At 66.0% G+C, this 12,514-nt stretch carries 11 protein-coding genes; 7 read left to right on the top strand and 4 right to left on the bottom strand.

Translation table 11 applies throughout. The features are described 5' to 3' along the window. The first annotated feature begins 38 nt into the window (after positions 1 to 38). Positions 39 to 932, top strand: coding sequence for a M48 family metalloprotease (locus tag ACFPQ5_RS07790; RefSeq protein WP_379753132.1), 894 nt, complete (start codon positions 39 to 41; stop codon positions 930 to 932). Continuing rightward, positions 932 to 1,855: a pseudouridine synthase gene (locus ACFPQ5_RS07785; RefSeq protein ID WP_379753129.1), complete on the top strand. Its 924-nt coding sequence runs from the start codon at positions 932 to 934 to the stop codon at positions 1,853 to 1,855. The genes ACFPQ5_RS07790 and ACFPQ5_RS07785 overlap by 1 nt, the downstream gene beginning before the upstream one ends. On the opposite strand, the gene ACFPQ5_RS07780 is transcribed toward ACFPQ5_RS07785, so the two are convergent. After that, positions 1,856 to 2,626, bottom strand: coding sequence for an exodeoxyribonuclease III (locus ACFPQ5_RS07780; RefSeq protein WP_379753126.1), 771 nt, complete (start codon positions 2,624 to 2,626; stop codon positions 1,856 to 1,858). It abuts the gene before it with no gap. A gap of 217 nt (positions 2,627 to 2,843) precedes the next feature. Between ACFPQ5_RS07780 and ACFPQ5_RS07775 the strand changes: the two genes are divergently transcribed. After that, positions 2,844 to 5,030, top strand: a complete 2,187-nt coding sequence (locus tag ACFPQ5_RS07775) for an ATP-binding protein (RefSeq protein ID WP_379753123.1) — start codon at positions 2,844 to 2,846, stop codon at positions 5,028 to 5,030. A gap of 49 nt (positions 5,031 to 5,079) precedes the next feature. Next, positions 5,080 to 5,742 (top strand): orotate phosphoribosyltransferase, encoded by a 663-nt coding sequence (pyrE, locus tag ACFPQ5_RS07770; RefSeq protein ID WP_379753120.1) that lies wholly within the window; start codon positions 5,080 to 5,082, stop codon positions 5,740 to 5,742. A gap of 164 nt (positions 5,743 to 5,906) precedes the next feature. On the opposite strand, the gene gatB is transcribed toward pyrE, so the two are convergent. The 3 genes from gatB to gatC form a co-directional block, all read right to left on the bottom strand. Further along, on the bottom strand, positions 5,907 to 7,367 hold the full coding sequence (gene gatB, locus ACFPQ5_RS07765) for an Asp-tRNA(Asn)/Glu-tRNA(Gln) amidotransferase subunit GatB (RefSeq protein WP_379753117.1): 1,461 nt from the start codon (positions 7,365 to 7,367) through the stop codon (positions 5,907 to 5,909). 136 nt (positions 7,368 to 7,503) lie between these two features. Continuing rightward, positions 7,504 to 8,979: an Asp-tRNA(Asn)/Glu-tRNA(Gln) amidotransferase subunit GatA gene (gene gatA / locus ACFPQ5_RS07760; RefSeq protein WP_379753114.1), complete on the bottom strand. Its 1,476-nt coding sequence runs from the start codon at positions 8,977 to 8,979 to the stop codon at positions 7,504 to 7,506. A gap of 28 nt (positions 8,980 to 9,007) precedes the next feature. Beyond that, positions 9,008 to 9,307 carry an Asp-tRNA(Asn)/Glu-tRNA(Gln) amidotransferase subunit GatC gene (gatC, locus tag ACFPQ5_RS07755; protein ID WP_136222270.1) on the bottom strand — a complete coding sequence of 100 codons (300 nt, stop codon included), beginning with the start codon at positions 9,305 to 9,307 and terminating at the stop codon, positions 9,008 to 9,010. Between the two features lie 315 nt (positions 9,308 to 9,622). On the opposite strand from gatC, the gene ACFPQ5_RS07750 reads away from it, so the two are divergent. The 3 genes from ACFPQ5_RS07750 (at position 9,623) to mreD (ending at position 12,503) form a co-directional block, all read left to right on the top strand. After that, entirely contained in the window at positions 9,623 to 10,666 is a 1,044-nt protein-coding gene (locus tag ACFPQ5_RS07750) for a rod shape-determining protein (RefSeq protein ID WP_056338938.1), read from the top strand. A gap of 104 nt (positions 10,667 to 10,770) precedes the next feature. Further along, a complete protein-coding gene (mreC, locus tag ACFPQ5_RS07745) occupies positions 10,771 to 11,985 on the top strand; it encodes a rod shape-determining protein MreC (protein WP_379753109.1) in 1,215 nt (404 codons plus the stop codon). After that, entirely contained in the window at positions 11,985 to 12,503 is a 519-nt protein-coding gene (gene mreD / locus ACFPQ5_RS07740; RefSeq protein WP_379753106.1) for a rod shape-determining protein MreD, read from the top strand. Before mreC ends, mreD begins: the two co-directional genes overlap by 1 nt. The last annotated feature ends 11 nt before the right edge of the window (positions 12,504 to 12,514 follow it).

The following is a 12,514-nucleotide window of genomic DNA, read 5'->3' as shown; positions in this document are numbered from 1 at the left end:
ACGATGCTGTTGACAAAAACAGCACACCGGCTACCGACATGAAAAAACTGAAACACCTTACCCTGTGCGCCGCGCTGCTGGCCAGCTTCGCCGGCGTCACCCCGGCCCAGGCCCAGAAAGAGCAGGTCGTCCAGGACGGCATCGCCGTCAAGCCGCTCTCGCGCGTGCGCGTGCTGGTGCCTGAAGAGCAGATGAACGAAGCGGCGGCCCAGCAGTACCGCGAGATGCTCTCGCAGGCGCAGCAAAAGGGCGCGCTGGTACCGGCCACCGATCCGCAGACCAAGCGGGTGCGCGGCGTCGCCCAGCGCATCATTCCCTATGCGCCGCGCTGGAATGCCAACGCCAAAAAGTGGAACTGGGAAGTCAACCTGTTCGATTCGCCCCAGGTGAATGCCTTCTGCATGCCGGGCGGGCGCATCGGCGTGTTCACCGGCATCGTCAACCAGCTGAAACTGACCGACGACGAAATGGCCGCCATCATCGGCCACGAGGTGGCCCACGCGCTGCGCGAGCACGGCCGCGAGCGCACGGCGAAATCCGGCATCACCTCGATGGTCGCGCGCGGCGCCGGCGCGCTCGGCGCCGCCATCTTCGGGATCGACCCGAACATCACGAACACCGTGACCGGCATGATCGGCCAGGGCGTGGTCCTGAAATTCTCGCGCGACGAGGAGCGCGAGGCGGATCTCGTGGGCCTGGACATCGCGGCCCGCGCCGGCTACGACCCGCGCGCGGGGATCGCCCTGTGGCGCAAGATGGCGATGCTGAACAAGGGCGCGCCGCCCGAGTTCCTGTCCACCCACCCGGGCGGTGAAACCCGCATCCGCGACATGGAAGAGCACATGAACGTGCTGCTGCCGCTGTACGCGCGCAGCAAGAACGTGCCGGTCAACCGCCTGCCGCCTTACCGCACCAACGTCGCGATTCGCTGATGGGTCGTCAGGCGGAAGCCAACTCCTACGTCCCGCTGCCGGTCCGCAATGGCGTCGCGCCCAGCTACCTGTGGCTGACCGAAACGCTGGCCGGCGGCATGCTGCGTTTTCTCACCGAGCGCTTCCCGGACGTCACGCGCGAGTCCTGGGCCGCGCGCCTGCAGCGTGGCGAAGTCGTCGACGCCACGGGCAAGCCTCTGCAAGCGGACAGCCATGTCCGCCAGGGCATGCGCATCTGGTATTACCGCGAGCTCGACGAGCCCGAAACCCCGATCCCGTTCAAGGAACGCATCCTGTTCCAGGACCAGCACCTGCTGATCGTCGACAAGCCGCATTTCCTGCCGATGATCCCGACCGGGCGCTTCCTGCACGAGACCCTGCTGGTGCGCCTGAAAGCCCAGCTGGAACTGCCGCACCTGGTGCCGATCCACCGCCTGGACCGCGAAACGGCCGGTGTGGTGATCTTCTCGCACAACCCGGACACGCGCGGCAAGTACCAGTCGATGTTCCAGAAGCGGGTGGTGAAAAAAGTGTACGAAGCGCTGGCGGGGCCGATCGAGGGGAGGGAATTCCCCTTCACCTACCGCAGCCGCATGCAGGATGCGGCGCAGTTTTTTGTGAGCGAAGAGGTGCCGGGCGAGCCGAATTCGGAAACGCTGATCGAGGTAATGGAGCGCCGCGGCGACGTCGTGCGCTACCGCCTGCACCCGCACACGGGCCGCAAGCACCAGCTGCGCCTGCATTTGTCGTCGCTCGGCGCGCCGATTTTGAACGACGCTTTTTATCCGGTGGCGCTGCCCTGCAAGGGCGATGATTTCAGCGCGCCGCTGCAGCTGCTGGCGCGTTCGATCAGCTTCGAGGATCCCCTGAGCGGAGAGATGCGTACGTTCCATAGCGAACGTACGCTGGACTGGCCTGAATGATTACAGGTGGTAGTCGATGATCAGGGGAGCGTGGTCCGAGAACCGCTCGTCCTTGTAGACCGACACGGCATGCGCCTTGGCCGCAATGCCCGGGGTCGCCACGTGGTAATCGATGCGCCAGCCCACGTTCTTCGCGTACGCCTGGCCGCGGTTGCTCCACCAGGTGTAGTCGGCCGCTTCCGGCGCCACGGTGCGGTGCACGTCGACCAGGCCCAGTTCGTCGAACAGGCGCGTCATCCAGGCGCGTTCTTCCGGCAGGAAGCCCGAGTTCTTCTGGTTGCTCTTCCAGTTTTTCAGGTCGATTTCCTTGTGCGCGATGTTCCAGTCGCCGCAGATGACGACTTCGCGGCCCTCGGCCTTCAGTTCCTGCAGGTGCGGCAGGAAGACTTCCATGAAGCGGAACTTGGCCAGCTGGCGCTCGGGCGAGGACGAACCCGAGGGGCAGTACACCGAGATCACGATCAGGTTGCCGAAGTCGCAGCGCGTGTAGCGGCCTTCTGCATCGAATTCTTCGCAGCCGAAGCCGATGCGCCTGTTGTCCGGCGCCAGGCGGCTATACACGCCGGTGCCCGAATAGCCCTTCTTTTCGGCGTAGTGGAAATGACCGTGGTAGCCGTGCGGACGGAGGAATTCCTCGGTCATGTCGGCTTCCTGGGCCTTCAGTTCCTGCACGCAGATGAAGTCGGCGTCGGCGTTCGCGAGCCAGTTGAAAAAACCTTTCTTGTGCGCCGAACGGATGCCGTTCAGGTTGGCGGAAATAATTCGTGGCATGGATAAGAGCGGAGAGAAGTGGACCGGACAGTCCTGGTTGAGGCCGCGACAGTGCGGCGCGGCATTAGTGTAGCGCTTTTTTGGCATTGCTGCGATGCAACGGCCTGTTGCTTGACGGGGACAATGAGCCCATCCCACGCATTCCTGTCGGCATCATCTGTTAAACTTGACCCTTGCGGCGACACATTCATTTCACGCCGGCAACAGAAAGGGAAAGATGACAGTGCTCATTCACGATGACGCAGTGCCGCTTGAGAACCATGGAGAGAACGCGCATATCGTGCGTTTCTACGACGACAACGCTCGCCTGATGGACGAGGTCGCCGGGTTCGTCGACGCCGCCCTGTCGATCGGCGGCGCCGGTCTTGTCATTGCGACACCCGAGCACGCGCAAGCTCTGCGCGCACGCCTGAAGCACGGCGCCGCCGCCGGCACGCGCCTGGCCTTCCTGGACGCGCGCGACACGCTCGAGCGCCTGATGGTGGACGGCGAACCGGACAGCGAACGCTTCAAGACCATCATCCGCGCCGCACGCGCGCAGCTGGGCAAGCATGCCGGCACCTTGCACGCCTTCGGCGAAATGGTCGCCCTGCTGTGCGCCGACGGCAACTACAGCGCCGCGGTCCGCCTCGAGCAGTTGTGGAACGAACTGGCCGAAGAGATGCATTTTTCCCTGTTCTGCGCCTATCCCTGGCAGGCCTTTCCGAACGCCGAATTCGCCGCGCGCTTCGACGAGGTCTGCGCCGCGCACCAGCATGCCTGCAGCCAGGGCGCGGGCGATGCCCTGTACGACGTGATGGGCAAGCCGCTCGAACTCGTCAGGCTCGAACGCAAGGCGCGCGCGCTCGACGAAGAAGTCGCGCGCCGCCAGGCAGCCGAGCGCGCCCTGCAGCGGCGCGAGGAGGAGCTGAACGACTTCGTCGAGAACGCCGCCGAGGGCCTGCACAAGGTCGGCGCGGACGGCACCATCCTGTGGGCCAACAGGGCCGAGCTGCAGATGCTCGGCTACGGCGCGGAAGAATACGTCGGCCGCCATATCGCCGACTTCCACCTCGACGCCGACGTCATCGACCATATCCTCGCCACGCTGCTCGCGGGCGGCACCCTGATCGACCAGCCGGCGCGCCTGCGTTGCAAGGACGGCTCGGTTAAGCACGTCCTGATCAGTTCGAACGGCTGCATGGATGGCGGCACCCTGCGCTACACGCGCTGCTTCACGCGCGACGCCACCGAACGCCACCAGCGCGACGAGGCGCTGAGCCGCCTGGAACGCGCCCATGCCGAGCGCGAGCGCCTGCTCGACGAGCTGACCACCGCCAGCCGCGCCAAGGACGAATTCCTGGCCATGCTCGGCCACGAGCTGCGCAATCCCCTGTCGCCGATCGTCACCGCGCTGCAGCTGATGCGCATGCGCGAGGAAAGCGCCGCCCTGCGCGAGCGCGAGATCATCGAGCGCCAGGTCGAGCACCTGGTGCGCCTGGTGGACGACCTGATGGACGTGGCGCGCGCCACCCGCGGCCAGATCGAACTGAAGTCCGAACGCGGCGACCTCGCGGTCCCGCTGGCCAAGGCGGTCGAGATGGCCAGCCCGCTGCTCGAGCAGCGCGGCCACCATCTCGCCATCGAGGTGGAAGCGGACATGGACTGGGAAGGCGATCCGATGCGCCTGGCGCAGGTGGTGTCGAACCTGCTGACCAATGCCGCGCGCTACACCGAGAACGGCGGCGCGGTGACCCTGTCGGCCCGGCGCGACGGCGCCGGCTGGCTGCGCATCGCGGTCAAGGACAACGGCATCGGCCTCGCGCCCGAGGTGCTGCCGCAAGTCTTCGGCCTGTTCTTCCAGGGTAAACGCAGTGTCGACCGTGTCGAAGGCGGCCTGGGCATCGGCCTGGCGCTGGTGAAGAACATCGTCGAGCTGCACGGCGGGACGGTCGAGGCGCGCAGCGCCGGCCTGGGGCAGGGCAGCGAGTTCATCGTGCGCCTGCCGGTGCACGCGCTGGCGCCGGGCAGCGAGCCGGAGGCGGCCGCGGGGCCGCTGCCGGCGGCGTCGGGCCGGCGCTTCATGGTTGTCGACGACAACGCCGATGCGGCCGAGACGCTGGGCATGCTGCTGTCCGTGCATGGGCACGAGGTCAGCGTCTTCCACGATCCGGTCAGCGCATTGGAAGCGGCGCCGCGCCTGCGGCCGGACATCGCGGTGCTCGACATCGGCCTGCCGGTCCTCGACGGCTACGAACTGGCGGCGCGCCTGCGCGCGCTGCCCGGTTTTGAACACTGCCGCCTGATCGCGCTGACGGGCTATGGCCAGGACGGCGACCGCGAGCGCAGCGAGGCCGCCGGCTTCGAGCGCCACCTGGTCAAGCCGATCACGCCCGAGCAGATCGCGCGCCTGGCCGAGGACTGAAACTCCGGCGCAGATTAAAATACGGTCTTTCGAATACAGGGAGAGCCGTGTGAACAATCTGCGCCAGGAGTTTATTGCGTTTTCGGTCGAGACCGGAGTCTTGAAATTCGGTCAATTCACGACCAAGGCGGGGCGGCTCTCGCCCTACTTCTTCAACGCCGGCCTGTTCCACGACGGCGCCACGCTGGGCCAGCTCGCCCAGTTCTATGCCCAGACCCTGCTCGACTCCGGCGTCGAATTCGACATGCTGTTCGGCCCGGCCTATAAAGGCATCACGCTGGCCAGCGCCACCGCCGTGGCGCTGGCTGCCAAGGGCCGCAACACGCAATACGCCTACAACCGCAAGGAAGCCAAGGACCACGGCGAAGGCGGCACCATCGTCGGCGCCGGCTTGAAAGGCAAGGTCGTGATCGTCGACGACGTGATCTCGGCCGGCACCTCGGTGCGCGAATCGGTCGCCATGATCCGCGCCGCCGGCGCCGAACCTGCCGCCGTGCTGATCGCGCTCGACCGCATGGAACGCTCGGGCAAGGACGACGCGCTCTCCGACGGTTCGGCGGTGCAGCAGGTGGCGCAGGAGTTCGGCATTCCCGTCATCTCGATCGCCAATCTGGACGACCTGTTCACCTACCTGTCGGGCGAGGGCGCCGGTGCCGAACTGGGACAGCACAAGGAAGCCGTGGCGGCCTACCGCACGCGCTACGGCGTGTGATTCGTAGGGTGGGCACTCTGTGCCCACGCGGACATGGGCGCTGTGTTGACGATTTTTGCACACCACTCTTCGATTCTGCGTGGGCACGGAGTGCCCACCCTACGCAAGTGAAAAAAAACCGGAGTCATGCTCCGGCTTTTTATGTTTCATTGCTACAGGCCGTCTCAACCCGCCAGCTTCTTCTTCAGCAGTTCCGTCACCTGCGCCGGATTCGCCTTGCCCTTCGAGGCCTTCATGGTCTGGCCGATCAGCGCGTTGATCGCCGCTTCCTTGCCGGCGCGGTACTGCTCGACCGATTTCGCATTCGCCGCCAGCACTTCGTCGACGATCGCTTCCAGCGCGCCCGTGTCCGAGATCTGCTTCAGGCCCTTCTGTTCGATCACGATGTCGGCCAGGTTCTCATCGAGCGACTTGGCTTCCCACATCGCCGCGAAGACTTCCTTGCCGGCCTTGTTCGAGATCGTGCCGTCGGCGATGCGCTTGATGAGCAGCGCCAGCTGCGAGGCTTCGACCGGGGACTCGGTGATCTCGACGCCTTCGCGGTTCAGGGTCGAGGAGACGTCGCCCATCATCCAGTTGGCGATGGCTTTCGCGTTTTCCTTGCCAGCCTTGGCCACCACAGCTTCGTAGTAGGTCGCCATCGCTTGCGAGGAGGTGAGGATCAGGCTGTCGTATTCCGGCAGGCCGTAGTCGCCCGTAAAACGCTTGCGCATGGCTTCCGGCAGTTCCGGCATGTCGGCGCGCACGCGCTCGATCCAGTCTTCCGAGATCATCAAAGGCGGCAGGTCGGGGTCCGGGAAGTAGCGGTAATCCTGTGCGTCCTCTTTCGAGCGCATCGCGCGGGTTTCCTTGCGGTCCGGGTCCCACAGGCGCGTCGCCTGCTGCACCTTGCCGCCGTCTTCGATCAGCTCGATCTGGCGCCGCACTTCGTAATGGATCGCCTCTTCCATGAAGCGGAAGGAGTTCAGGTTCTTGATCTCGCAGCGGGTGCCGAATTCCTGCTGGCCCATCGGACGTACCGAGACGTTGACGTCGCAGCGGAAGGAGCCTTCCTGCATGTTGCCGTCGCAGACGCCGAGCCACATCACCAGCGAGTGCAGGGCCTTTGCGTAGGCCACCGCTTCGGCGGCGCTGCGCATTTCCGGCTCCGAGACGATCTCGAGCAGCGGCGTGCCGGCGCGGTTCAGGTCGATGCCGGTCATGCCGGCATAGTCCTCGTGCAGCGACTTGCCGGCGTCTTCTTCGAGGTGGGCGCGGGTCAGGTTGACGGTCTTCGTCTCCAGCTTGCCGTCCTTCTCGTAGCCGAAGGTGATCGTGCCGCCCTGGACCACGGGGTCTTCGAACTGGCTGATCTGGTAGCCCTTCGGCAGGTCCGGATAGAAGTAGTTTTTACGGGCGAAGACCGACTGCGGCGCGATCTTCGCGCCCACTGCCAGGCCGAAGCGGATGGCGCGTTCGACGGCGCCCTTGTTCATCACGGGCAGCACGCCCGGCAGGGCCAGGTCCACGGGGCTGGCCTGCGTGTTCGGCTCGGCGCCGAACTGGATCGAGCTGCCGCTGAAGATTTTCGAATTGGTCGTGAGCTGGACGTGGTTCTCAAGACCGATGACGACTTCCCATTGCATGGTGTTCTCTCTTTTTCTGTTCGGTTCGCGTGGCTAGTGTCTCGCGGTGACAGTGCGGCTGCGAAGCCGGTGTACCGCGTGGGCACAGAGTGCCCACCCTACAAGTTCAACAGCGACCGGAACGTGTCGATGTACGTTAGACGCCTTCAGGCGCACGTTGGTGCCAGTCGGTCGCCAGCTGGTACTGGTGCGCGACGTTCAGCAGTTTCGCTTCGCTGAAGTAGTTGCCGATGATTTGCAGGCCGACCGGACGCTTGCCGTTCTTCTCGCCTTCGCCGAAGCCGCAAGGGATCGACATGCCGGGCAGGCCGGCCAGGCTGGTCGACAGCGTGAAGATGTCGGCCAGGTAGTTGGCGACCGGGTCGTTGGTCTTCGAACCGGCGTCCCAGGCGACGCTCGGCGCGACCGGGCCCATGATGACGTCGCACTTGTCGGCGAAGGCGGCCTGGAAGTCGTCGGCGATCAGGCGGCGGATCTTCTGCGCCTGCACGTAGTAGGCATCGTAGTAGCCGTGGCAGAGCACATAGGTGCCGACCATGATGCGGCGCTGGACTTCGCGTCCAAAACCTTCGGCGCGGGTCTTCTTGTACATGTCGGCCAGGTCCTTGTACTCGCTGGCGCGGTGGCCGTAGCGCACGCCGTCGAAGCGCGACAGGTTCGACGAGGCTTCCGCCGGGGCGATGATGTAGTAGGTCGGGATCGACAGCGCCGTCTTCGGCAGCGAGATGTCGACCAGCGTCGCGCCCAGTTTCACGAACTGCTCGAGCGCGGCGCGCACGGCGCTTTCCACGTCGCTGGCCAGGCCTTCGCCAAAGTATTCGGAAGGCACGCCGATGCGCAGGCCGGTCAATGGCTTGTCGAGGTCGCGCGTGAAGTCCTCGTGCAGGTTGCCCTGTTCCGGCGTCAGGCTGGTCGAATCGCGGCCGTCGTGGCCGACCATTTCGTTGAGCAGCAGGGCGCAATCTTCCGCCGTCTGCGCCATCGGGCCGCCCTGGTCGAGCGAGGAGGCGAAGGCGATCATGCCGAAGCGCGAGACGCGGCCGTAGGTCGGCTTGATGCCGGTGACGCCGCAGAAGGCGGCCGGCTGGCGGATCGAGCCCCCGGTGTCGGTGGCGGTCGCGGCCGGCGCCAGGCGCGCGGCGATCGCGGCGGCCGAGCCGCCCGAGGAGCCGCCCGGCACAGCCAGGGCATCCCACGGGTTCTTCACCGGGCCGAAGGCCGAGTTCTCGTTGGCCGAACCCATCGCGAATTCGTCGCAGTTCACCTTGCCGAGCGTGACCATGCCGGCGGCGTTGAAACGCTCGACGACGGTGGCATCGAAGGGGCTGACGTAGTTGGCCAGCATCTTCGAACCGGCAGTCGTGCGCCAGTCGCGCGTGACGAAGATATCCTTATGGGCGATCGGCACACCGGTCAGCGGACCGGCGCTGCCTTCGGCGATGCGCGCGTCGGCCGCGGCCGCCTGGGCCAGCGACAGGGCCGGGTCGACGTGCAGGAAGGCGTTGTGGCCGCTGGCCGCGATGCGGTCGAGGAAGTGGCGCGTGAGCTCGGTGCTCGACACCTGTTTCGCCTGCAGCAGCGCGGACAGTTCTTTGATGGTCTTGTTATGCATGGTGCGTACTCTGTTCGTGAGGGCAGGGTTACTCGATCACCTTCGGCACCAGGTACAAACCGTCCTGGGCTTTCGGTGCAGGCGCCTGGTAGTCGTCGCGGCGGTTTTCTTCCGTGACCACGTCTTCGCGCAGGCGCAGCGGCAGCGCGAGGATGGCGGCCAGCGGATGCGACAGCGGCGCAACACCGCTGGTGTCGACCGCCTGCATTTGTTCGGCCAGGGCGAAAATGCCGTTCAACTCGCCCAGTGCGGTCTCGGCGTGGGCATCGTCCATTTCGAGCTGCGCCAGGTTGGCGATGCGTTTTACGTCTGAAAGAGTCAGGGACATGGCAAAAAGGCGCGGCGCGGGCCGCGTTCAAAATGTGGTTGGGCGGATAACGGAATCGGGCGCCGCGCTGTTGAACGCCTTGCTACGGTCGATAAAACCTTGTTAATCCCGTCGATCTCGCTTCAGAACTGGAGGGGAAAACCCCCTGTTTTCAGCGTTTAATCGGCAAATTATAAGGTAGAATGGCGGGCTAATGCGTGGTCTGCGCCGAACGAGCGCGAGACCAGCACCAAAAGACCGCCGGGCGCAGGCAGGCTGGGGCGGCGAGGATTCCCGATTAAATTTTTACGCGCGGTCTCGCGCATCAGGACACACATGTTTGGTTCTTTACGCAGTTACTTCTCGAACGACCTGGCCATCGACCTAGGTACCGCCAATACGCTGATCTATGTGCGCGGCCAGGGCATCGTGCTGGACGAGCCATCGGTCGTCGCGATCCGCCAGCAGGGCGGCCCGAACGGCAAGAAGACGATCCAGGCGGTCGGCAAGAAAGCCAAGCAGATGCTGGGCAAGGTGCCGGGCAATATCGAAGCGATCCGTCCGATGAAGGACGGCGTCATCGCCGACTTCACCGTCACCGAAGAGATGCTCAAGCAGTTCATCCGCATGGTGCACGATTCGAAGTTCTTCCGTCCGTCGCCGCGCATCATCATCTGCGTGCCTTGCGGTTCGACCCAGGTCGAGCGCCGCGCGATCCGCGAATCGGCGCTGGGCGCCGGCGCCTCGCAGGTCTACCTGATCGAAGAGCCGATGGCGGCCGCGATCGGCGCCGGCCTGCCGGTCTCGGACGCGACCGGCTCGATGGTCGTCGACATCGGCGGCGGCACCACCGAAGTGGGCATCATCTCGCTGGGCGGCATGGTCTACAAGGGTTCGGTGCGCGTGGGCGGCGACAAGTTCGACGAAGCCATCGTCAACTATATTCGCCGCAACTACGGCATGCTGATCGGCGAACAGACCGCCGAAGCGATCAAGAAGGCCATCGGTTCGGCCTTCCCGGGTTCGGAAGTCAAGGAAATGGAAGTCAAGGGCCGCAACCTGTCCGAAGGCATCCCGCGCGCGTTCACCATCTCGTCGAACGAGATCCTGGAAGCGCTGACCGACCCGCTCAACAACATCGTCTCGGCCGTCAAGAACGCCCTCGAGCAGACCCCGCCGGAACTGGGCGCCGACATCGCCGAGAAGGGCATGATGCTGACCGGCGGCGGCGCGCTGCTGCGCGACCTGGACCGCCTGCTGATGGAAGAGACCGGCCTGCCGGTGCTGGTGGCCGAAGACCCGCTGACCTGCGTGGTGCGCGGTTCCGGCATGGCGCTGGAACACAATGACAAGCTGGGCTCCATTTTCTCGTACGAGTAATCGACCTCCGGTTGGCTTGTGCAAGACCTGGGCGGGCGGCCTGGCATGATGCCAGCCGCCCGCTGCGCTAATCATGGGCGGCTTTGCTGCCATTATTGAAATTCATGGATTACAGTCCTCCGCCGCTTTTCAAACAGGGCGCTCCCGCACGGGTCAAGGTGACGGTCTTCGCGCTGGTGTCGCTGGTGCTGCTGGTGGTCGATGCGCGCATGCACGTGCTCAGTACCGTGCGCCAGGTCGCCGCCACCGTGCTCTATCCGCTGCAGATGGCCGCGCTGATGCCGCGCGACGCCGTCTCCAGCATGGGCGGCTATTTTTCCTCGCTCTCGAGCCTGCAGAATGAAGTGCGCGAGCTGAAGAACCAGCAGGTCGCGCAGGCCCAGTCGATGCAGCAGGCCCAGCTCCAGATGGCCGAGAACGCCCACCTGCGGCGCCTGCTCGAAGCGCGCGAGCACCTGCCGGTGCAGTCGATCATGGGCGAGATCCTGTACGACGCGCGCGATCCCTCGACCCGCCGCATCGTTCTCGACCGCGGCGCGCGCGCCGGCGTGCAGCTCGGCCTGCCGGTGATCGACAACGCCGGCGTCATCGGCCAGGTCACCCGCGTCTTTCCCTTTACCTCCGAAGTCACCCTGCTGACCGACCGCGAGCAGGCGATTCCCGTGCAGGTGCTGCGCTCGGGCCTGCGCAGCATCGCCTATGGCCGCGGGCGTTCCGGCCTGCTCGACCTGCGCTTCGTCGCGCCCGACGCCGACATCCAGGTCGGCGACGTGATCGTCACCTCGGGCCTGGACGGCATGTATCCGGCCGGCCTGGCGGTGGCCAAGGTCATCCAGGTCGAGAAGGTCGCCGCCGGCGCCTTCGGCCGCGTGGTCTGCCAGCCGCTGGGCGGCGTTGACCGCAACCGCCAGCTCCTGATCGTGATGTCGCAGGTGGCGCGCGAGCCGCGTCCGGCCGATCCGCCTGCGCCGCCGGCCCATGGCGCGCCGCGCCGCAACCTGCCGAAGATGGAACCGGTCCCGGCGCCGCCGCTGGCGGCTTCGCCGCTGCCGGCCCAGGGTGTGCCGGCGCAGCAGCAGGGCGTGGCCGCACCTGCCGCGCCCGCCGCGAACGGCGCCGTTACGCCCGTCGCGCCGGCAGGCACGGCGCCGGTGCCGGTGCGCGCCCCCGCGCCGGCCGGCACCCAGCCTGCCGCCAATCCGCCGGCCGCTCCGGCCACGACCGCGCCTGCCGCGACCGGCGCCGCGCGCCCGGCCGCGCCGCCGTCCGCAGCCATCACCGCGCCGGCCCAGCCGACGATTCGCAAGGAGGGCGCGTAATGCCCGGACATCGTCCCAACTACATCCTGCTGCCGGTCAGCCCGCTGTTCATCGCGTTCAGCCTGACCTGCGCCTTCATGCTCAACCTGCTGCCCTGGGGCCAGTGGACCGGCGCGCCCGATTTCGTGGCGCTGGTGCTGGTCTTCTGGGGCATCCACCAGCCGAGAAAAGTCGGCATCGGCGTCGCCTTCGCCATGGGCCTGCTGATGGACGTGCACGACGCGACCCTGCTGGGCGAGAACGCGCTGGCCTACACGCTACTGTCCTACGTCGCCACCATGATCCACCGCCGCGTGCTGTGGTTCCCGGTGCTGACCCAGGCCATGCACGTGTTTCCGCTGCTGCTGCTGACCCAGGCGATCCAGTCGCTGGTGCACTTCTTCGCAACCGGCCGCTTCCCCGGCTGGCTGCACTTCATCGAAAGCGCGGTCGCCGTCGCCCTGTGGCCGGTCATCACCTGGCTGCTGCTGGCGCCGCAGCGCCGCGCCGTGGACCGCGACCATACCCGTCCGATCTGATCCTGCAGTAG

The sequence above is a fragment of the Massilia suwonensis genome (genome assembly GCF_042655665.1).
Taxonomy (GTDB): Bacteria; Pseudomonadota; Gammaproteobacteria; order Burkholderiales; family Burkholderiaceae_D; genus Telluria; species Telluria suwonensis.
The sequence above is the reverse complement of the archived record's forward strand: the minus strand, read 5'-3'. Positions and strand labels throughout refer to the sequence as shown.